This window comes from SAR324 cluster bacterium (assembly GCA_029245725.1).
GTDB lineage: Bacteria > SAR324 > SAR324 > SAR324 > NAC60-12 > JCVI-SCAAA005.
Window position 1 is genome coordinate 82,706 of record JAQWOT010000148.1, and the last position, 21,617, is coordinate 104,322.

The following is a 21,617-nucleotide window of genomic DNA, read 5'->3' on the forward strand; positions in this document are numbered from 1 at the left end:
GAGGGAAGGATCCGCCAAACCATAGGAGCAGTTGGCGGAATCAACGATAAAAAATGGAGAGTGCACGAATCCACACGGTCTGCAAATTCGTGTTTTGGTCAGCAGAATCAGCTGCCTCGCTTCTTCTCAGCGATTTGTTGCTGAATATCCTGCTCCATCCGCTCATAGGCCTGGTCCAGAGTCAGTTCACCCATGATAGCTTCATTCAGACGCGAGATCAGTGCGTTGAACATCACGCGGTTGTAAACATATCCCTGCAGGTCAAAAGCGGTTGGAGAAATGCCAGGTACTGCTCCAGCGAAGGTCTCCAAAGCATGCTTCGCACGGGGATCGTCTGTATCAAAATCAACACCCTTCTCTGCCAACCCAAGATGTCCTGGAATAAACAGTGTTCGACCGTAGAACTCTGCTAGATTTTCTTCCTGAGCCAACCAGTCCATTAGTTTAGCCACCTCTTCAGGATGCTTAGTATCTTTAATGGCTACCAAGGCTGCTCCACCGGGCATGCCGGTACAAGCTGCTGGACCACAAGGGGCAGGAACCGCCCACCAATCAAAAGCATCACCAATGTTCTTGGCAAACTGGGGAATTTGCCAAGAGCCACTCATATACATCACAACCTGGGCGTTGGTAAAATCCTCATTTGCACCTAAATATGCTGATCCAGAAACAGAGCCCCAGAGTTCCTTGGCCATGATTCCCTGCTGATGCCAGTCATAGAGGCGCTGTGTCATACGCTTCAAACCCTCATCAACCAGAGCTGGTTCGCCACTGCCATCAAACATTTTGGCACCCATGGCGATTGCAGGTCCTGAAACACGGTGACCAGAGCGGTCCCAGGCCATTGGAATAGGAATTTCCAATTTATCGGCAACCTGCTTGGAGGCCTTAGCCCAATCATCCCAGGTAGCTCCTTTGCCAGGCATTGGCACTTCTGCTTGCTCAAACAAGGTCTTATTGACATAGGGCCCTGTGACCGTCAACTGAGTCATGAATCCAGAAATGGCTGAGGTGTCTCCTGGTTGGCGTAACCACTTGAGAAAGGGACCAAAGCTCTTCTCCCAATAACCCGCATCATTCAGATACGGTCGGAGATCCATGTAGTATTTTGAGAGACCACCAAGATCAGTGACACGGGCGAGGTCAGGTCCATCTCCAGCAGCAAGCTGTACTGGCAAACTTTCCATGATTGATTTATATGGCACCACGTCCAAGTTGACTTTTATATCTGAGTTCTGGGCTTCAAAACGATCTAATAATGATCGCATGACTTCCCCTTCGATCCCGTCGTTATACCAAGTCATTCTCAGTTCGGTCTCGGCAAACAGGGGGGTAGCCCAAACCGCCATTGCGACTGAACCCACCGTCAAGATTCTTCTGAGTTTGTTTAGCATTCTCACTTCCTACCTTAGGGTTGGAGATAACAGGTTGCTTTACCTTTGATAGGTTATTCAGCCACCTGATGAAATCGCAAATGATCAACACCTAGCAAATCCACAAACATGTTGATCATTTTACGAAATATTTGTTGGAAAGTTTTAATTTAACTCACCAATTTTTTTCAAAAATAAATCTTTAAATCAATGCTTTGTATGAATACATTACCTTCTAAATTCAAAAAATGTGACTCTTTATTTGCATTTGCTACTGGCTTGAATTGCAATCATCTTAAATCAGGAAATGTTGCCGATTTAAATAAAGATTAGAAAGATTGTCAAACAAAAACGCTCTTATGTCCTGTTTCCTTACTCTTCGGTAGGTAGTTCTTGAAATTCACTAAAGTTGACTCTTAGGAAGCCGTAATTGTCAATCTCTCACTAGCCCAGTTGAACAGCCTTTTCCTGTGCTTCCAGCGCTAGCCAGCAGACTGTGAAGCAGTGCTCATGGGTCATCGTGAATTCTGTACGGTTCTGAACATCTTTTAGGAATTGTTCAAAGTAAGTGATCGGAACATCACTACAGTCGATCCGTTCATAGCGGTCTTGATTGACCAGCATCAGGTGGTTTTGCCCCTCTTCACCCAGAATATCGATGTACTTCCGTAACTCCAGGTAGCCCTCTGTTCCCTGGATAAAGAGCCGACCATCTCCCCAGGTGGGCAGAGCATCCGGTGTGTGCCAGTCCACTCGAATAAAGCCATTGGCGGTTGGGCTACGGAGGACAATTTCGCCATAGTCTTCAAACTCAGGCCAGGTCGGATTGGCGTAGTTTCCTACAGAGCTTGCGGCTATTTCTGCGTCCCTGGACCCCGTTAACCAAAGAAACTGATCAATTTGGTGGGAAGCAATGTCAATCAGGATACCCCCATACTGAGCCTTTTCATAGAACCAAGGTCGACGCAGATGGGAATTATGACGATGGGGTCCGAGTCCTACTGTTTGAACTACCTTCCCAATTGCACCTTGCTCAATCAACTCCTTGGCCTTCAGTGTTGCTGGGACTTCAAAGTGTTCAGAAAAATCTATGCTGTAACGAGCGCCAGTCTCTTCCCGAACCTGAATGACGGCCCTTAGTTGCTCCTTAGTAATCACACCTGGTTTATCGACCATCACATCCTTGCCGTAGCACATAGCCTGGATACAGATTTCCGCACGCTCTGCAGGAATACCTGCGCACACTATCAGCTGAATGTCCTCACGCTGATAGAGAAGTTCCGGTGACTCAAAACGAGGTACATCAGGAAATCGGTGAATGAAGCCTTCCAAGGGCTGTGCTGCATCTCGAGTGTAGTAACCAGCGCACTTAGCACCAGCAGCCAGCAGGCCCTCAGTCATTCCATAGATGTGGCGATGGTCCAAGCCCACGCAGGCAAACTGAATCATAAGGTCAACCTTTCAATAAGATTTGTTCATATCAGCAGCATCAACAGCAACGGTGGTTGTTTCTTTCCGATAGCTGCTGTTGGCGATTCTCTGTTCCAGATGGACCCAGTACTGATCACCATCTAGAGGCATCGGGACGCTCTGATTTTCGAAGGTGGAGAGCAGCATCGCATTGGCCAATTCTACGCTATGAATACCCTCAATTGCGGGAGCTAGTAGAGGAGTTTGATCCAATACGTTATCCACAAAATTCTGCAAAATCTCACGATGTTGACCACCTTTCCCATCGAGCGGGATCTTCACTTCTTCGACGTCTGGCTTGCCAAAGGGTTGGTCTGTGTTGTGGCAAAATTCTGAGATTGGAACGCTATTCTTGAGTAGGCGTAATCCGCTTTCATCCACAATGACAGTTCCGTTTTCTGCAACAATTTCCAAGCGATTGGTCCCCGGAGTTTCACCGGTGGTCGTGATGAAGCTACACGTGGCTCCATTTTCATAAGTCAGCAAGGCATTCACATCATCTTCGACTTCAATGTCGTGCCATTGACCGAATCGACACTGAGCCCAAACTTGAGTTGGAGTCCCAAAAAGCCACCAGAGCAGATCCAGTTGGTGTGGGCACTGGTTTAACAGCACTCCTCCTCCTTCTCCTCGCCAAGTCGCTCGCCACCCACCACTACGATAGTAGATGTCCGGCCGGAACCAGTCAGTAATGATCCAACTCATTCGCCGCAACTCTCCCAGTTCTCCATCTCGGATCATCTGACGAACACGTTGGTAGCGAGGGTCCGTCCGTTGATTGAACATGGCACAGAAGACCTGTTCTTTTACGGGACGCTGCTCATAGGCATTGATCAACTGCTGGCAGGCGCTCTTGTGCACAGCAATCGGTTTCTCCACCAACAGGTGTAGGCCACTCTTCAGTGCTGCTTCGCCAATCGTGGAATGATCATAATGAGGGGTAGCAATGACCAGGGCCTCAATCAATCCAGATTCGATCATCTCCAAGCTGTCAGAGAAGCGAGGTATCTCTGGAGAAACTTTGCTGAGCCGATCTGGATCCAAATCACAAACCGCAGCAACTTCCGCCCTTTGAACAAATTGCTGAGTGATGGATTGATAGTGTTGGGTCCCCATATTGCCGAGACCGACTATCCCAAGTTTGAGTGGATTCATTGGTGTCTTTTATCAGGAGAGATTTTGGGGATCAGGACTGATGTGTACGGTGAATTCTTCAAGTCGTGAACAACTGTGGGTAGCTGATTTCTGGCTCAGCGATGTTTTTTGTATATCCGTTCATATAGCAGACACTGAGTGCTCTGCGAGGTGAGGAGGTTCGGTTCTTGTCGGAGGCATGCAGCAGGTGGTTGTGCAACACGACCAAATCTCCAGGTTTCACAAGAATCGGGACAATATCCTTCGCTGGTGCATGTTCGATGGCCTGGACCTCTGTTAAGAATCCTGAGGAATGCTCTGGATTGATCAAGCCCTTGCGGTGGGATCTACGAATGATCTGAACACACCCATTTTCAAGGGTCGCCTCATCCAATGGAATCCAAACGGTCAGCAGTGGATCTTGATCCAGAAAATTCCAGCGGTCTTGGTGCCAGGGTAACCACGTCCCTTTGCCAGCAGCCTTGTTCATGAACATTGTCCGAAAGGAAGTAATCGGTAGGTTTAATCCATAAACTCGCTCACAGAGTTGAACAAAAAAAGAGGACGTTATGAAATCAAGGAAGCGTTGATCCGCTTCCAAACCCTGAATCTTACGATAATCCAGAGTAGCTCCCTGAAAGCCGTTGCCTCCCCAACTCAGATCTTCGTACTTCCCGGAATCAGTATCGAGTTGCATCCAGATCTGCTCGTAGTCAACATCCACATTGCCTAGCATGATTTGATCGATACGTTCCTGCAGGCCTGCGATTTCTGCTCTCTGAAAAAACTGCGGAAGAATGAAATAGCCTTCTTCTTCGAAGAGTTGAAAACATTGGTCCAGATCGCTTGGGTGAATCATCATTCAATGAGCATATCAAGTGGGTTAGTAAATTGTTCGGGCTTTAAAAAGTTAAACCAAAGCCTGACCAATCAAGCTTGCTGTAATCCTGACAGAAACGAAAGCACCTGCTGGTGCGAATACTCAGTTTCAAAGTGTCCGGTTTCAGTAATCAAAAGCTGCCAACTCTCAGGATGACCAGCAGCGTCCACCTGAGAACGCATACTTTGATCAAGGCTTTGTACACCTTCAATCGGGGTGAGGCCATCATGACGCCCTACCACGCATAGTCGAGGCCGAGGAAGCGTCAAGTGATTCACTTCCTCCGCAGAGAAGTGCTTTAACAGGGCTGGTACATAGTAATAGATCCCATGCCTATCCAAGTTCTGTTGGGCTATCAAAGACTCATACTCAGCGAGACTATAGAGATCAATACAAGCACGAATTCTTGGTTCCAGAGCAGTACTCCAAAGAGCCATCGTACCCCCCATTGAAATTCCCATGCTGACGATCGAGTCAGCCAGTACATCTTCCCTGACAGCCAGGTAATCAAAAGCTTTGAGGGTGTCAAAAACCATCATTCCCCAGAGAACTTTTCCCCTCCAGAGCAACTCTTTAAACACTGCTGACTCGGTACGTCCCTGCCGCTCCCCAAAACACCAGGCATCAATCGAGAGCACGGCGTAACCACGTTTTGTCAACTCTGCACCATAGGCATGACGCAAAGCATCTCGACCTTCCAATAACTCTGTCTTGCCCAAGGTATAATCACCACCATGTGCGTGATTATAGAGTACAGCCGGAAAGGGGCCTTTTGCCTGAAGAGGCTTGAGGAAAACTCCAGGAATCGGCTCCATCTCATTCCACTCAAACAACCAGTCTTCCTGAATAAAGGCATCCTGTTCCGTCTCACGAACTAGGGTCACTTTCGATGGAGCCTCTCTGTCCGGAAGGTCTCCTAGCAAAGCCCACAGCTTGCTCCGCTGCGCTTGCTGATGTTCTGGTGTGATAGATTTTGGGAAGTTGGACATCCAACCTTGGTAAGCAAAACTTTAATGGTACTCACAAATCTGATAGGAGTGAATTTGCGTATCGAAGACTTGCATCAGACTAGCAAGTTTTCAAGTTGTTCGATTGATTTAGATGCAATTTTGAAATCTTACGACGAAAACAGCAAATTGGTTGGGCGTTTCGCTCCCTAAGAGCAAAACTTGGCAGGGGAAGGCTCAAGCACGTTTTAAGAACCTCCAACAATCTTGGATGAAACTGGCTGAGGATGTCAGTTGAGGCGTTTGCCTGATTGGCTACTGAAAAGGTGCAGTTTTTCTGAAATCACAGAAACCGTAATGTTCTCACCGACCTTGTGACCACTGCCCCCTGGACGGCGTATCCGGTAATCCAATCCAGCTGAACTGACACAGTAGAGTAATTCATCTGAACCCAACTCCTCGACAAGGTCGATCTGCAAACCCATCTTGGAGGTTGACTCGAGAACAAAGTCTTCTGGACGGATGCCTACCTTTACGGGCTGGTCTGAAATCTGTGAGAAACCGGGAAGTTCAAAGCCATCCACATGGAGTGATCCCGCTTTAACTTCTCCAGAAACGATGTTGATCCTGGGGGATCCAATGAAGGACGCGACGAATTCAGAGGCTGGTTTGCTATAAACCTCCATCGGTGTGCCGATTTGCTCCAATTCTCCATTATTCAGAACCGCCAGACGGTCTCCGACTGTCATCGCTTCAATCTGATCGTGCGTAACAAAGATCGAAGTCACTCTGAGCTGCCTTTGTAATTTGCGGATATCCACCCGCATCTGTGCCCGTAATTGAGCATCCAGGTTGGAGAGGGGTTCATCAAAAAGGAATAATTTTGGTTCCCGAACAATCGCTCTTCCCATTGCGACACGCTGGCGCTGTCCGCCAGACAGTTGTGCCGGTTTGCGCTCCAACAATTCATCCAACTGAAGCATCTGAGCCGCTTCAACCACACGCCGGTCAATCTCTGCCTTGGGGACCTTTCGGTTTTGGAGAGCGTAGGACATATTGCGACGAACAGTCATGTGCGGATAGAGCGCGTAGTTCTGGAAAACCATCGCAACATCTCGATGAGCAGGCTCTACGTCATTGATCCGAGATCCATCCAACATTAGGTCTCCAGAAGTAATTTCTTCCAGGCCCGCAATCATTCTCAGCAACGTAGACTTTCCACATCCAGATGGCCCAACAAAAACAGTCAATTCTCCATCAAGAATCTCCAGATCGATTCCCCGCACCGCATGAGTGCCGTTAGCATAGGTTTTTTGCAAACTATTGAGTTTGAGGGTCGTCATTTATCGCTCTCGAGAAGGCCCTTGATGAACCAGCGTTGGAAGAGAATTACAATCAGTACAGGGGGAACCAGAGCGAGGATTGCCAGAGCAAAACCGCGGTTGTATTCAGGTAGTCGATTGCCATCAATCGTCTGCATCACAGACTTGATGCCCAGCACGATTGTGCTGTAGCTCTCATCAGTAGTCATCAACAAAGGCCACAGATATTGGTTCCAGCCGACCACAAACATGATGATGAAGAGGGCCGCCATCATCGTTCGAGATAAGGGCAACAGAATGTCAATGAAAAATTTCCAAGCTCCGGCACCATCCAACTTTGCAGCTTCCAGTAGTTCATCAGGAACTGAACGGAAGAACTGGCGGAAATAGAACGTCCCTGTGGCTGAGGCTATTAGTGGGATGATTAGGCCTGAGTAGGAATTGAGCATTCCCAGATCTGCTACGACTTTGTAAGAAGGAATGATCCTGACTTCTAGCGGAAGCAGTAGAGTGGTGAAGATGATCCAGAAAAGGAGAGTTCCTATTGGAAATCGAAAGTAGACAATAGCGTAGGCCGCAGTCATCGAGACGATAATCTTGCCAACCGCAAATCCTACCCCAAGGATCATGCTGTTGATCATCATCATCGAAGCAGTCACCTGCTCTGTGAAACCTTTTTTTTCTGTTAACACCCCCAGATAGGTTTCAAAAAACTGATCACTCAAATTCAACTGCATTCCATCACGAATAATCGTAGCCGGGTCATGAGTTGAAGAAGCAAAAACCATCCAGAGTGGTAGGGCTAAAAACGCAACACCCAAGATAAGCAGCAGATGGTTTAATAATTGGTAGCGAACCCAAAGTACCTTCATAATTAGTAATGAATCTTCTTTTCAAGGTAACGAAACTGGACCACTGTAAGTGCGAGTACGAAAAGCATTAAAACTACCGACTGAGCTGATGAGCCACCAAGATCAGCACCTTTGAATCCGTCTACATAAACCTTGTAGACCAAACTAGCTGCGCCAGCTGGTGGACCAAAGGGAAAGACCGTATCAATAATGGCGAAAGTCTCAAAGAAGGCGTAACTGAAATTAATCACCATCAGGAAGAACAGCGTTGGAGCAAGCAAGGGGAACGTCACGCTCCAGAACCGACTGAATCCACTTGGATTGTCAATTCGTGAGGCTTCTAACACGGATCGAGGAATAGACTGCAAGCCTGCCAACAGGAAGATGAAGTTTACGCTTACCTGCCGCCACACAGCACCTGAGGTGATGACAACCCAAGCATCGATTGAATCTAAAGCTGGCTCAAACCAGGGTGGTTCACCATCTGGGTTCAGCAAGTCATAGATTGGTCCAATTTGAGGGCTGAAGAGGAAGCGGGCAACCAAGCCTGCAACAGCTGGAGCAATAGCGTAAGCCCAAGTGATCAGTGGACGGTAGGTTCCTCCACCACGCAATAACCCATCCACCTGCACCGCCAGCAACATCGCCAATCCAAGGGATAGGAAGGTCACACTGATCGAGAAAATCAATGTAGCGATCAGCGTTCCCACATATTCAGGATCCTCAAAGATGGTCTGATAATTTTCAAACCAGACAAACTCATTGGATAGTCCCCAGGGATCCTCAAGATAGAATGAGAGTTTGATCGCCTCAAAGGAAGGCCAAAGGAAAAAGACTGCAATGATCGCAATCTGTGGCAAGACAAACAGGTAGGGGATCGGGGAGTGAGAGAAGGTAACGCGTTTCAAATTATTGTCTTTTCAGAACCGGACCCAGAATGGGTCCGGTATGATAGAAAGGGTTATTTGTAGGTACGTGCAAATTTGACGAGCAATTTGTTCGCACCATCTTCAATGTTGGCTAAGGCAGTCTTTGCATCCTGCTTGCCAGCGAAGAGCTTGTCGTATTCCGCATACATCACCTCACGCACCTGGACGTAGAAGCCCAACTGATAACCCTTGGAATGGTCACCACCAGGGAGGTTCAGTTGAAGGATTCCGATCTCTGCATCGGGATTGTCCTTGTAATACCCCTCACTTTTAGCCAAGTCATATGCAGCGTTGGTGATCGCCACATAACCAGTTTCCCGGTGCCACATGAACTGCACTTCTGGCTCGGTCAGGTACTCAAAGAAGTTTGCAACACCCTTGTATTCAGCATCACTATGACCAGACATTACGAACAGTGCAGCACCACCGATGAAGGTGTTGGTCGGCTTGTTCGTAACCGCATGCCAGTAGGGCAGGTAGGTTGTTCCAAATGGGAACTTCGCAGTGTTCTTCAGTCCACCGAAGGAACCAGATGAACCCAGCCAGATGCCAACTTCCTGATTCACGAAACCGTTCTGGTTATCACCCCAGGCTCGTCCATAGTACTTGTAGAAGCCCTTGTCTTGCCATTCCTTCAACTTTGACCAGTGGGTCACCATTCCTGGATTGTTGTAAAGAATTTTGGTCTCCAAACCACCGAAGCCATTATTGTTGGTAGCCATCGGCAGGTTGTGACGAGAATGGAAATTCTCTGAGAAAATCCAAGGACTGTGTGATTGGGCCAACGGCACGTAACCAGCGTCTTTGAGCGCCGGGGCCACTCGCATTTCAAAATCTTCCCAAGTCGCTGGAGGAAGGGTCAAACCAGCTTTCTGGAAAGCATTTTTATTGTAATACATCACTGGTGTGGAACTATTGAACGGCATTCCAACCATCTTGCCGCTGCTGTCCGCGTAAAAAGAGCGAACACCGCTGATGTAGTTGTTGGCATCAAAGCCAACACCGTGCTTGGAGAGCAGATCCTGTACGGGGAAGACAGCTCCCTTTGCATTGATAATCGTAGCCGCACCAGCATCAAAGATCTGGATGATGTGTGGCTGCTGCTTCGCACGGAAAGCTGCGATTCCAGCGGTCATGGTGTCTTCATAACCACCTTTGTACACCGGGGTGAGCTTGTAGGTCGACTGAGATGCATTGTAGTCTCTGGCAATTCGATTCACGGTCTCGCCAAGAGCACCTTCCATCGCATGCCACCACTGAATTTCAGTTTGAGCCCATGCAGATGGGGTGAACACAACGAAGGTAGCCAGCAACACACTGGCTATCAAGTTACGGAATTTCATGGTCATCCTTATCTTCAAGCGGTTAAAAGCACTGACCAAGGTCAGGCACATCAAGAATGTCTGCTCCATTTCCTCAATTCTTTCAGGCTGCATCCAACTTAATTTCAATTATTCTGATCAATTCAACCTGCTGATCAAAGAATTTTTTTTCGAAAAATTCGATGACCTGGCTTCCTCCCATTGATCAAATTGATGCGATAGCCTCCCAAACATGAACCAATTGTATTAGAGTCTACAAACGTGATCAAAGCCGACCGATTCCAACAAATGATAATCAATTTTGCAAATGATTTTTTCCCAAGAGACATTCTTCTGATTTTCCATTTTGAAAAATGGAGAGATTTTTTAAGAAAGTTCAGCGGAAACGTCGACAAGATGATTACCAAATATTCGCTTTAATTTGGTTTGGTTAGCAAATGATGAAGAGTTGTCTGCAAATTAGTTAGAGCATGGATAATCATGTTCTGTGTGAACATTATTTGAATGATTTTTGGACGAAATGTAGGGCCTGATTGATGAACCTACCTAGCGCGTTAACCCCCTAAAGATTTCATCTCATAAACTTGACTACCCTTGCCGGATCAGTAAGTTTGCAAAGAAAGAATTTTTTGGACTGACCAAGAGGGTTGGCAGCATCCCCGTCTCATCACAGTCCCCCTTCTCAAAAATCAAGAAATCCAAGGAAGAATATGCTCGAACAGGGACAACTCGAAAGCTGGGATCGGGAGAGTTTTTTTCACCCGAACACCCATCTTGGTCAATTTGTGCGCAAGGAAGCCCCCCAGGTTGTGATGAAGGGTGGAGAGGGGGTTTATGTCTACGACAGCAACAGTAATAAATTGCTGGATGGCTTTGCTGGACTGTACTGTGTCAACATCGGCTACGGACGCCAACCCGTGATTGATGCGATCAGCAAGCAGGCCCAGGAACTGGCCTATTACCACGCCTACTTTGGTCATGGTACCGAGGCGAGCATCACCCTCTCCAAGATGGTCCTGGAACGAGCTCCAGAGCACATGAGCAAGATCTACTTCGGGGTCTCGGGTTCTGACGCAAACGACACCAACATCAAGCTCACGTGGCACTACCAGAACATCCTCGGACGTCCTCAGAAGAAGAAGATCATCTCACGCTGGCGAGCCTATCACGGTTCCGGCCTGATGAGCGGATCCCTAACTGGCCTGGATGCCTTCCACAAGAAGTTCGACCTGCCCCTACCGATGGTCAAACACACTGTGGCCCCCTACTACTATCGGCGGCCTACCGAGTTGGAGAATTTCAGCGAGGAGGAATTCAGCGTCCACTGTGCCAAGGAATTGGAAGCCCTGATTGCCCAAGAAGGAGCCGACACAATCGCTGCGATGGTCGCTGAACCTGCTTTGGGCACCGGAGGGCTTGTGCCCCCACCCAAGGGCTACTGGGAAGCCATCACGCCCATTCTCAAGCAACACGATATCCTACTGATAGCCGATGAAGTTGTCACCGGCTTCGGGCGGCTTGGGTCGATGTTCGCCAGTCCTTTCTATGGCTTGGAGCCTGACTTCATGACGATTGCCAAGGGCGTGACCAGCGCCTACCTGCCCCTTTCAGGTTCTCTCATCTCCGGGAAAGTCTACGATGTCCTGATGCAGGGTACCGATGAAAGTGGACCGATTGGGCACGGCTGGACCTACTCCGCACATCCGATTTGTGCTGCTGCTGGAGTAGCCAACCTGAAGCTGATTGACGAGATGAACATCGTTGCTAATACCGTTGAAGTTGGACCCTATTTATTGAAGGAGCTGCAATCAGCGCTGGGGGATCATCCAAATGTGGGGGAAATTCGTGGAGAAGGCTTGCTCGCAGCTGTTGAACTGGTTGAAGAAAGAGCCGGACGGAGGTTCTTTGATCCTTTGAAAAAAGTCGGACCCACGCTGGCCACCAAGATCCGTGAAAATGGTGTGATCGTCCGTGCGATGGCTCAGGGAGACATCCTCGGTATGGCCCCACCACTTTGCCTCAGCCGAGAAGAAGCTGACGTAATCGTCAAAGCTATCCATCAAGCGGTAACCAGTTACTTCTGAACTTTTATTTCCTTCTAATAAGCTACAGACGTGCTCCCAATCATTCCATGGGAGCCCTGTTTTGCCATTAATTGAAATATTCTGAACTAGTGAGCACCTCAAGCTTGATTCCTCTGCAAGTGCAGATTTAATTATTGTTATCCGCTTGCTTATAAGCAAATGATGAGTTGCTCATCCTATCCAACCTTTTCTTTCTCAACGAGCGAATCAATGGCTGAGATTTCATGGCGAGGACTGATCGTCAACACAGAGGGCGAAATGCCCCAGATAGGCAGTAAAGCTCCAGATTTCATGCTGGCAGCAAAAGATCTAAGTGATCTGCAACTAATTGACTTTGCTGGGAAAAATCTGATCCTGAACATCTTCCCCAGTATCGACACACCAACTTGTGCCACCTCTGTGCGAACTTTCAACGTTAGGGTTGCTGACCAGAGCAATACCGTGGTGCTCTGCGTGTCTGTTGATTTGCCCCAAGCACAAGCTCGCTTCTGCGGTGCAGAAAATATTGAGAATGTACAAACAGGCTCAGCCTTCCGTTCCCCAGATTTTGGGAAGGACTATGGGGTCATCATCAAAGACAGCTTCCGACGAGGTCTGATGGCTCGAGCCATCGTAGTGATCAATGGCAATGGTATCGTCAAGCACACCGAGTTGGTTCCCGAAGTTGCCCAACAACCTGACTACGATGCGGCTTTGGCTGCTGCCTCTTAAGTTAGAAGAGTCACTGCCGACATTTTAAAAAAATCAGAGAACTATGATCGAAATTATCGATCATAGTTAAAGTAAATTCTTTACTTGCTGTACTAGAAATTACTAGGACGATCGAGTTATGTTGCAATCAGTTGAACTGGCCTTCACACTCTGACTAATTTGCTTGCCAAGACTGATAGTATGACTAAAACTTATTCTGTTGTCTTTAACGAGATTGACAAAGAGCTATTCAGCAAAATGAAGATAAACTTTGTCCGAAGTCTCTGCCTAGAACCTATAAAAAAGAGGATTTATGAAAACCGCTGAATCTGCTTTGAGTGCTGCAAACGCAGTGGTACCAAAAATCAGTGTTGCTGATGGAATCCAAAAGCATGCCGACGGAAATAGTGTTTTTATCGATGTGCGAGACGGTCTTGAAATCCAAGAAACAGGTACAATTCAAGGTGCCTTGAAAATACCAAGAGGATTTATTGAATTTGCTGCTGATTCAAGTACCCCCTACCATGCCGAGAAGCTTCAAAAAGATGCCCAGATCGTCTTAGTGTGTGGTGCTGGTGGCATGGCCGCTTTAACAGGACACACTCTTGTGGAAATGGGCTTCAAGAATGTTTGTAATGTTGGTGGGTTTGCTGATTGGAAAGAGAACGGCGGGCCTGTTGGAGCATAATTCTAATTAAATAGTCTACGCTAAAATATGATTCAGAAAGATTGCCCAACCTCATTTATGGCGAGGGATTTTCTGTATGATATTGATATGGTTGATTTGTGAGCTCAATAACTTTTCAACCAAAGGGGTGGTCGCCTTCATAAGGCTCTGCTGAGCAAATATGGTTCAGCGAGCCTATATGTCGCAGCCTGCCATGAAAAGTGGCCGATATTTAGCACCCAGTAACTTATCCAGCGGTTCAACTCTCCCATTTGCAATAGGATCTTTTCTATTCGAATCAAAGATCTATTTTCTATTTTCCTCCCAGTAACAATAATCTTCATCCCAAAAGACATTTTGGGATTTATAAGTTGTAGCCATAGGGCTTGAGTCCAAGGATAAGCCTGCCACAAACAAATCAAATCACTTTATCAGCAAGCAACAACTCGTCTTAATTATATTTGAAATTCTTAAAATCAGGCAGACATATCGGTAGGAAGGACATTCAGCAGCACAGCAAAGAAATGAGCCGTGCTACCTCCGAGGACAAAGAGGTGCCAGATAGCATGATGGTAGGGAAGCCGGTGCCAAGAATAGAAAATCACACCCACACTGTAAGAAATTCCACCCACAAAGAGCAAAACTAGGCCAGAGGGCTCAATGGTCTCCCACATTTGTGGAAAGACAATCAGGCAGAGCCAGCCCATTACCAGATATGTCACAGTCGAGGCTTTGGGGAGTTTGCCCACAAAAAAGACCTTGAAGACAATTCCCAGCAGCGCCATGCCCCAGATCACCCCAAAGAGGCTCCAGCCCCAAGTGCCACGGAGGTTATCAAGGAGAAAGGGCGTGTAGGTTCCTGCAATCAGCAAGAAAATCGCAGAGTGATCAAGGATTTTGAAGATGCGTTTGGCTCGCTGATTTTGCAGGCCATGATAGAGGGTAGATGCGAGATATAGCAGAATCAGCGAACTGCCATAAACAGTAACGCTGACAATTTGCAAGGTATCCCCTTGCTGGGAAGCCAACGTGACCAGCAGTGTGAGAGCCGCAACACTTAAAGCTGTTCCAATCCCGTGGGTAATGCTGTTGGCAATCTCTTCGCCGAGGCTCTGGGTTTTGCTTTTTGAAGTCAATCTTGGATGTCAGAGATAATGTTCCAGGATTTCTAAACGCTGGCAATTGGCACTTTCACCTAGTTGTACACGATCTCTTTCCAGAGCACAAACTTATCAGGTCAGCTTACATGCCCCAGCGTAGCCCTGCTGTGTGAACAGGTGCATCCCAGAGTCCCAGTAATTCGTCATCAACCAGATTCAGCGTGATCGAGCATCCGGCCATTTCCAAAGAAGTCACATAATTACCAACCAGTGAGCGGGCAATCGTTATTCCACTTCCAGCCAACTCCTTTTCAACACAGTGGTGCATTAGGTAAAGTTCCATCAAAGGAGTTCCCCCAAATCCATTTACCAACAAGATGGCATTGCCCTTGGCCTGATCTCCAAAATCCTTGCGGATAGCTCCAATCATTTCTGCAGCAATATCCTTGGCTTCAGCAAGTGCAACTCGTTTTCTTCCTGGTTCACCGTGAATCCCGACCCCCATCTCCATTTCATTTTCACCAATCTGGAAGGTCGGACTGCCGGCGGCTGGAACCGTACAGCTTGTTAGGGCGACCCCCATTGATCGCATCTGCTGATTGACACGATCCCCCAGAGTCTTCAAGGCTGCCAAGTCTCCACCTTGCTCTGCTGCAGCACCAACGATCTTCTCGACGATCATGGTTCCTGCGACACCCCGTCGGCCTGTTGAATAAGTTGAAGTCTCCACTGCCACATCGTCGTCAGTCAATACCGTGGTGACCTCACACTCTGCCATCTCGGCAGCCATCTCGAAGTTCATCACGTCACCTTCGTAGTTCTTGACGATCAGTAGCACCCCACCACCACTTTCGGTAGCTTGCATTGCTTCCAGCATTTGATCTGGAGTCGGTGAGGTAAAGACCTGTCCAGGACAGGCAGCATCCAGCATTCCATGCCCAACAAAACCACCATGCAGGGGTTCATGACCGCAACCTCCCCCAGAGATCAATACTGGCTTACCAGGCTTGAGTTGCTTGCGGCGTACAAATTTCCCCTCAGCCCCGAGTTCCAGCAAATCGGCATGTACGGAGACAAAACCACTTAAGCTTTCGGTAAGTACTTGATCGGGGTTATTAATTAATTTTTTCATGGTCTCTCCCACTGAAGAAATGAGGATGGGGAACAGATCAGCACGCTTTCAGGAGCGCTCAGAAATCTGTAGCAGGTGACTTAACCGACGAGCAGTTTCCAGGATCAGGTCATCGAGTTCTTTGTTGGCTTCATCGCTTCCCAGATCTGGCAAGTACAACATCATCCGACGAAAGCGCAGCCCCTCTTGATGCGCCTCATGGTGCTGGTAATGTGGACCGTGACGTCTACCAGGGTGTGCCTGGTCGTAGTAGTACAAGAAGTCTCGACGAGCTTTTTCAGAGAAATGGCAAACCTCAAAGATGATATCCAGATGACGAGCCGGGATGGGTGTGGCGTAGCTGGGATTGGAAATCTGGGAGATAAAACTACGATTCTTGCGCAGCATTGTCGCCAGTCGCTGTCGGGTTCCAGAAGGGCGATTGCTCAGCATCTCTGCGAGGATCTGCTTATACTGGGCAACCAACTTGGCTTTTAAATCCGTTGTCATACCCCCTCCAGATTGGTTTCCCGAATGGTCCACTTGGTCTTCCCCAAGCGAGCTGGTGCCACTGACAAATTACGCAAGCCTGCTTCCAGTAACTGTGCGATGAAATTCGGATCGCTACCCATATCTCCGCAAAGGCTCAGCTCTTGGCCGGAACAATCGCAATGCTCCACCAATTCTCTAATAACTCGCAAGACTGCTGGATGGCCAGGATCTGCCAGATATGCAACATGATGAAGGTCACGGGAACTTGCTGTCAAATATTGAACCAGATCATTACTACCAATCGAAAAAAATGCTGCATCAGTAAACAACTCAGGAGCCAAGGCTGCGGCGGGGACTTCTACCATCATTCCGAGAACTGGCTTGTGGAATTCGATACCTTCTGTCGTGAGTTCTGCACAAACATCTTCCAACAATTCTCTGGTTGAATGTAGTTCGTCAGGAACAGTGACCATCGGCACCATTACCTTCAGATTTCCATGAACAGCAGCCCTGCATAGTGCACGGAGTTGAGTGCGGAAGACCTCTGGTTGTCGTAGAGAAAGTCGGAGTCCTCGTAAACCAAGAAACGGGTTACTTTCAGCTGGTTGCGCCAGCCCGGGCAGAGGCTTGTCACCACCCGCATCAAGAGTGCGAATCGTTACTGGCTTTTCTCCAGCCCATTCCAAGAGTTTTCGATAGGATCGGTACTGTGATTCTTCGCTGGGTAGCCCATGATGAAACAGAAACTCTGAACGCATCAGGCCGATTCCATCACAATGCGCTGAATTGAGTTTTGCCAATTCTTCTGGCAGCGCCACATTGATCAGCACCTGAACTGCTGTTCCGTTCACAGTTTTTGCGGGTTGATCCAATACAGTGGCTAGTCGTTCTGCTTCCTCTTTAGCTATTTGAAGCTTATGCTCAAAGGCTTGAGTTTCCTCTGCGGAAGGATCTACGTGCAGCACACCTTCATACGCATCCAGCAACAATCTGGTTTGATCTGGGAAAGCTCCAAGTGGTAGGTCTTCGATTCCAACTAGCATCGGCACCCCACGGGAACGTGCTAGCATGGCTACATGACTCGAAGGGCTACCTTCCCGCAAGACCACTCCTCCACCTTTATTCCAATCTAGGCCCAGAAATCGACTGGGAGTTAAATCCGTTGCGAGCAGGATCGCTCCCTCAGGAATCCCGGCTTCTGTTTCTCCACGTAGGATCCTGAGGACTCGGTCACGAATATCGCGTAGGTCACTGGCTCGTGCCTGAAAGTACTCGTCTTCGCTTTGCTCGTAGTCCGTTACATGTTCGTCCAACGTTTGTTGCCAGGCTTCGATCAATGTCGTACCTGCTGTAAAAGCCTGACATACTGGATCACTGAGTGCTTCATCTTCGAGCATCACAAGCTGGAACTCGAGAATTTCTACCTCTTCTCCCTCGACTCGCTCCATCAACTCCACCAACTGGCTACTGGCTAACGCCAGGGCTTCTGATAGATCAATCGTGGGTTTCAAGGAGTCAGCAGAACGTCCTACGGCAGACGCCTCCACCCAGAATGCGGCACCCTGAGCAAGACCAGGAGCTGCACTGATTCCTCTAAGCTGAGGCTGACTGGGCATCCTGAGATTCCTCAAAATCCTGATTGACCAAATCAATCAAAGCCTCCACTGCAGGCTGAGCATCTGTTCCAGTGGCTCTCAATTGCAGAATGGTTCCCTGCGGCATCTTGGCTCCCATCACCTTGACAATACTTTTGGCATCGATCCACGGCCCCTCAGAGTCAGCAGCGATTTCAATCTGTGCCGAGAAGCGCTTGGCGAGCTTGGTCAACTTGACAGAGGGCCGAGCATGTAGACCTACATCATGAGTAATTTCTACCGCACCCTCAGAAGTCCAGGTATTTTCTTCAGTCATGCCCCCTCACATTTCTTCTGCTGAGCTTTTGACTTCTTCCAGGCTTGCACCGCCAGATGCTTCCGAAGCTGCTATGACACTCCCTTCGACAATCGGCGCATTGCAGATCACTACCTTCTTTTGTCTTTCGGCAGGTAGCATTTCAATCGCCATTTCGCTATTCGTTTCAGCACCACCAAGATCAACCATTACGGCTACTCCAGAATCTGACCATGCTTTAGAGATGGCTTCCATGATTGCTTCCACACTTGTCCCCAAACCACCGTCAGGGTTGCCACCACACCAGGCAAGAGGAACTTCATCTCCCACCATCTGTAGCACCATTTCAGCCGTACCCGCAGCGACCCACTGAGAATGCGAAACGATCACAATGCCCACGTTACTCATGATTTCTCTTCCAGAAGTTGACAGATAGTTTGAATTATCAATGTAGAGGAACAGGCCCCAGGGTCCATGTGTCCAATCGAGCGATCACCCAGGAAAGAAGCCCGTCCACGAGTTGCTTTCATTGGAATTGTGGCTTCTGCGGCTTGCTGGGCAATGGCAGAGATCTCTGCCATTGATTTATTTGCTTCCAAGGCTTGCTGAACTGGAGCCAACACATCTAACATGGTCTTGGCTCCAAGATCTGCTTTTCCTCGTTTCTTCAAAGCTTCGATGGATGCCACAAGCATCTGACTCAATTTCGCAGAATCCAACTCATCGTCAGTGGGCCATTCCTTACCCAGCGTCATCGCTAGAGTGCCGTAGAGTGGACCAGAGGCCCCCCCAACTTTCATCACCATGGTCATTCCCACTGCTTTAAGGGTCTCAGCTGGTGGTTTGGCTGTGATATTGTCCAAATCAGCGAGCACGTTCTCCAGGCCTCTCTTCATATTGATGCCATGATCGCCATCACCAATAGCTTGATCCAAAACCGTGAGGTGTTCAGCCTGGGCAATCACTGCTTCTGCAGTTCCTTGAAGTAACGATCTAAGTAAGTCTGGAGTCATCTGTAGCTTCTCCATCAAGTTGCCTTGCCTTCAGGCAGACAAACGATTTCCAGATTGGTCAAAGAAAAGAGGTTGCACCAATTCAAGGGCTACCCCGTCACCTTCCTTCAGCAAAGTTGCTGGATCTGCCAGCAAGGTGAGATCTTGTCCTGCACAGAGCAGATGCAGGTAAGTCTGGTCGCCAAGATATTCAACACGTTGCACTTGGGCTGGTACAGTGGCCTTGGTCTGCTTATCTACAGAATGCAACTGAACATGGTCTGTCCGCAATCCAAGCTGTGTGGTGTTGGCAGGAGCATGTACGGGCCATTCACTGCTCAATGGAACGAGATTGATCGAGGGTTGACCCAATCGCTCAGCCACATAGGTGTTGTTTGGCTGTTCAAAAATTTCCTTGGGCGTGCCCAGTTGTACCAGTTCCCCCTCTCGGAGCACTCCAATGCGATCAGCCAGAGTCATTGCTTCCACCTGGTCGTGGGTCACATAAAGGATCGTTGCCCCAAGATTCTGTTGAATGTGCTTCAGCTCCACTCGCAGTTCAGTTCGCAGCTTCGCATCCAGGGAAGAGAGCGGTTCATCCATCAGATAGATGGTTGGCTTTCGTACCAGTGCCCGTCCTATCGCGACGCGTTGCATCTCTCCACCGGACAAGGCCGTTGCTTTATTTTCAAGCTTGTGGTTAATCTGCACCATCTTCGCTATTTCCTCAACCCGACTGGCAACAGCGTCTTCAGAAAGGCCGGATACTGGCGAGCGAAGCGGGAAGCTCAAATTGTCTCGAACCGTCAAGTGTGGGTACAAAGAGTATTGCTGGAAAACAAACGCAACATCTCTTTCAGCAGGTTGAGACTTCGTCATGTCCAGACCATTGATCCGAATACTCCCAGAATCTGCCTCCTCCAATCCAGCAATCAAACGGAGAGTGGTTGTTTTGCCAGCTCCCGAAGGGCCCAACAAAACAACCAGTTCTCCATCTCCAATGGTCAACTCGAAGTTGTTGATTGCAAGCGTGTCCCCGAAGCGCTTCTGTATTCCCTGGAGAGCTATCTCAGCCATGAGCAACCTCCATGGACAGTGCTTTTCCATCACTCTTATCAAATAGAGAGGCCCTCTGAGCAGCAAAATTCAATCGCACTGATTGCCCTTCTCCAAATGAATGAGTGCTACGAACGCGAGAAAGTGCTTGTCCATAAGGAGTCTGGATCATCAGGATCTGGGTAGTTCCCATGTATTCCACGGCACTGATTTCTCCCGGCAGGGGGCCTTTCTGCTCTGGAAGTATGTGTTCCGGGCGAACACCCAAGACAAGATTGCCAGCTTGAACACCCTGTATTGACGCAGGACAACGAAGTGTTCCACAGCTGTTACCTGGCAAAGTGATCTCCGTTTGTCCAGGCTCCAGAGCATTGGGCAACGTGAGCAAATTCATCGGTGGTGATCCGATAAAACCAGCAACATACATGGTTGATGGTGTATTGTAGATCTCGCTTGGTGTCCCCAACTGCTCAATCACACCATGATTCATCACCGCAATCCGGTCAGCCATGGCCATCGCCTCCAGTTGGTCATGCGTGACGTAAGCCGTCGTTGCCTCAATTCGGTCATGCAATCCCTTCAGTTCCTGGCACATCAAATTACGAAATTCAGCATCAAGAGCACCAAGAGGTTCATCCATCAGGAAGGCTTTAGGGCGACGAATGATAGCTCTTCCGAGAGCTACGCGTTGACGATCACCACCAGATAGCCCTGAGACAGAACGATTCAGCAGATGATCGATTCTCAGTAGACGAGCCGCTTCTTCAACTCGCAGCTTGATTTCTGAAGAAGGAGTCCCAATGCACTTTAATGGGAAAGCCAGATTCTTCCGCACATTCATGTGGGGATAGAGCGCAAACAACTGGAAGACAAAAGCAATGTCTCTTTGAGACGCTGGCAGGAAGGTGACTTCTTCCTGATCAAGCCGAATCTCACCAGAAGTGGGCAACTCCAGTCCAGCAATCATCCGCAACGTCGTTGTTTTCCCACACCCAGAGGGCCCCAACATCACGAAGAATTCACCGTTTTGAATCGTGAAGCTGGAGTCTTGGACCGCAACGAAATCCCCGAAGGATTTTTTCAGGCGACTGACTTGAATCTCGGCCATTTGCTATTCCGGGAAGTGGCTCACGATAATGAACAAAACGGTGCCTGTGAGGATCACCACGAAGGAGTAGGTGTAAAGCACTAGCAAAAAGGGCTGCATCAACATCACCACCCCAAGCAGGATGATCACTGTAGCAATCCACTCCCAAAAATTTCTTCGAAAGTAGCGCTGAAGGCTCGATGTTGTGTTCTCTGACATC

The 21,617-nt window shown here is 48.5% G+C and carries 22 protein-coding genes; 3 read left to right on the forward strand and 19 right to left on the reverse strand.

The window, feature by feature from the left end:
* Positions 1 to 107 precede the first annotated feature (107 nt).
* The 9 genes from P8O70_07150 to ugpB form a co-directional block, all read right to left on the reverse strand.
* The gene (locus tag P8O70_07150; GenBank protein ID MDG2196654.1) at positions 108 to 1,394 is read right to left on the reverse strand and encodes an ABC transporter substrate-binding protein; all 1,287 of its coding nucleotides are present in this window, start codon (positions 1,392 to 1,394) and stop codon (positions 108 to 110) included.
* Between the two features lie 423 nt (positions 1,395 to 1,817).
* Positions 1,818 to 2,822, reverse strand: a complete 1,005-nt coding sequence (locus tag P8O70_07155; protein ID MDG2196655.1) for a Gfo/Idh/MocA family oxidoreductase — start codon at positions 2,820 to 2,822, stop codon at positions 1,818 to 1,820.
* 12 nt (positions 2,823 to 2,834) lie between these two features.
* The gene (locus P8O70_07160) at positions 2,835 to 3,998 is read right to left on the reverse strand and encodes a Gfo/Idh/MocA family oxidoreductase (GenBank protein MDG2196656.1); all 1,164 of its coding nucleotides are present in this window, start codon (positions 3,996 to 3,998) and stop codon (positions 2,835 to 2,837) included.
* A 58-nt stretch (positions 3,999 to 4,056) separates the two neighbouring features.
* Complete coding sequence (locus tag P8O70_07165; GenBank protein ID MDG2196657.1) at positions 4,057 to 4,839, reverse strand: phytanoyl-CoA dioxygenase family protein; 783 nt, start codon at positions 4,837 to 4,839, stop codon at positions 4,057 to 4,059.
* Between the two features lie 68 nt (positions 4,840 to 4,907).
* Entirely contained in the window at positions 4,908 to 5,846 is a 939-nt protein-coding gene (locus tag P8O70_07170) for an acetylxylan esterase (GenBank protein ID MDG2196658.1), read from the reverse strand.
* Positions 5,847 to 6,094: 248 nt separating this feature from the next.
* A complete protein-coding gene (gene ugpC, locus P8O70_07175; protein MDG2196659.1) occupies positions 6,095 to 7,147 on the reverse strand; it encodes a sn-glycerol-3-phosphate ABC transporter ATP-binding protein UgpC in 1,053 nt (350 codons plus the stop codon).
* Positions 7,144 to 7,998 (reverse strand): sn-glycerol-3-phosphate ABC transporter permease UgpE, encoded by an 855-nt coding sequence (gene ugpE, locus P8O70_07180; protein ID MDG2196660.1) that lies wholly within the window; start codon positions 7,996 to 7,998, stop codon positions 7,144 to 7,146. The genes ugpC and ugpE overlap by 4 nt, the downstream gene beginning before the upstream one ends.
* Before the next feature lie 2 nt (positions 7,999 to 8,000).
* Complete coding sequence (locus P8O70_07185) at positions 8,001 to 8,885, reverse strand: ABC transporter permease subunit (GenBank protein ID MDG2196661.1); 885 nt, start codon at positions 8,883 to 8,885, stop codon at positions 8,001 to 8,003.
* A 53-nt stretch (positions 8,886 to 8,938) separates the two neighbouring features.
* A complete protein-coding gene (ugpB, locus tag P8O70_07190) occupies positions 8,939 to 10,249 on the reverse strand; it encodes a sn-glycerol-3-phosphate ABC transporter substrate-binding protein UgpB (GenBank protein MDG2196662.1) in 1,311 nt (436 codons plus the stop codon).
* Positions 10,250 to 10,938: 689 nt separating this feature from the next.
* On the opposite strand from ugpB, the gene P8O70_07195 reads away from it, so the two are divergent.
* From P8O70_07195 to P8O70_07205, 3 genes are all read left to right on the forward strand, one after another.
* Positions 10,939 to 12,312 carry an aminotransferase class III-fold pyridoxal phosphate-dependent enzyme gene (locus P8O70_07195; protein MDG2196663.1) on the forward strand — a complete coding sequence of 458 codons (1,374 nt, stop codon included), beginning with the start codon at positions 10,939 to 10,941 and terminating at the stop codon, positions 12,310 to 12,312.
* Positions 12,313 to 12,522: 210 nt separating this feature from the next.
* Positions 12,523 to 13,023 (forward strand): thiol peroxidase, encoded by a 501-nt coding sequence (tpx, locus tag P8O70_07200; GenBank protein MDG2196664.1) that lies wholly within the window; start codon positions 12,523 to 12,525, stop codon positions 13,021 to 13,023.
* 292 nt (positions 13,024 to 13,315) lie between these two features.
* A complete protein-coding gene (locus P8O70_07205) occupies positions 13,316 to 13,690 on the forward strand; it encodes a rhodanese-like domain-containing protein (protein MDG2196665.1) in 375 nt (124 codons plus the stop codon).
* A gap of 455 nt (positions 13,691 to 14,145) precedes the next feature.
* Here the strand turns inward: P8O70_07205 and P8O70_07210 are convergent, their stop codons facing one another.
* From P8O70_07210 to P8O70_07255, 10 genes are all read right to left on the reverse strand, one after another.
* Positions 14,146 to 14,805 carry a hemolysin III family protein gene (locus P8O70_07210; GenBank protein MDG2196666.1) on the reverse strand — a complete coding sequence of 220 codons (660 nt, stop codon included), beginning with the start codon at positions 14,803 to 14,805 and terminating at the stop codon, positions 14,146 to 14,148.
* 106 nt (positions 14,806 to 14,911) lie between these two features.
* The gene (gene dhaK, locus P8O70_07215; protein ID MDG2196667.1) at positions 14,912 to 15,901 is read right to left on the reverse strand and encodes a dihydroxyacetone kinase subunit DhaK; all 990 of its coding nucleotides are present in this window, start codon (positions 15,899 to 15,901) and stop codon (positions 14,912 to 14,914) included.
* A 48-nt stretch (positions 15,902 to 15,949) separates the two neighbouring features.
* A complete protein-coding gene (locus P8O70_07220; GenBank protein MDG2196668.1) occupies positions 15,950 to 16,390 on the reverse strand; it encodes a hypothetical protein in 441 nt (146 codons plus the stop codon).
* Positions 16,387 to 17,988: a phosphoenolpyruvate--protein phosphotransferase gene (gene ptsP, locus P8O70_07225; protein ID MDG2196669.1), complete on the reverse strand. Its 1,602-nt coding sequence runs from the start codon at positions 17,986 to 17,988 to the stop codon at positions 16,387 to 16,389. Before ptsP ends, P8O70_07220 begins: the two co-directional genes overlap by 4 nt.
* Complete coding sequence (locus tag P8O70_07230; protein MDG2196670.1) at positions 17,966 to 18,283, reverse strand: HPr family phosphocarrier protein; 318 nt, start codon at positions 18,281 to 18,283, stop codon at positions 17,966 to 17,968. The genes ptsP and P8O70_07230 overlap by 23 nt, the downstream gene beginning before the upstream one ends.
* Positions 18,284 to 18,289: 6 nt before the next feature.
* Positions 18,290 to 18,670 (reverse strand): dihydroxyacetone kinase phosphoryl donor subunit DhaM, encoded by a 381-nt coding sequence (dhaM, locus tag P8O70_07235; GenBank protein ID MDG2196671.1) that lies wholly within the window; start codon positions 18,668 to 18,670, stop codon positions 18,290 to 18,292.
* Positions 18,667 to 19,290, reverse strand: a complete 624-nt coding sequence (gene dhaL / locus P8O70_07240) for a dihydroxyacetone kinase subunit DhaL (protein MDG2196672.1) — start codon at positions 19,288 to 19,290, stop codon at positions 18,667 to 18,669. The genes dhaM and dhaL overlap by 4 nt, the downstream gene beginning before the upstream one ends.
* A 15-nt stretch (positions 19,291 to 19,305) precedes the next feature.
* A complete protein-coding gene (locus P8O70_07245) occupies positions 19,306 to 20,331 on the reverse strand; it encodes an ABC transporter ATP-binding protein (GenBank protein MDG2196673.1) in 1,026 nt (341 codons plus the stop codon).
* A complete protein-coding gene (locus tag P8O70_07250) occupies positions 20,324 to 21,418 on the reverse strand; it encodes an ABC transporter ATP-binding protein (protein ID MDG2196674.1) in 1,095 nt (364 codons plus the stop codon). The genes P8O70_07245 and P8O70_07250 overlap by 8 nt, the downstream gene beginning before the upstream one ends.
* A gap of 3 nt (positions 21,419 to 21,421) precedes the next feature.
* The gene (locus tag P8O70_07255; protein MDG2196675.1) at positions 21,422 to 21,616 is read right to left on the reverse strand and encodes a hypothetical protein; all 195 of its coding nucleotides are present in this window, start codon (positions 21,614 to 21,616) and stop codon (positions 21,422 to 21,424) included.
* Position 21,617 lies beyond the last annotated feature (1 nt).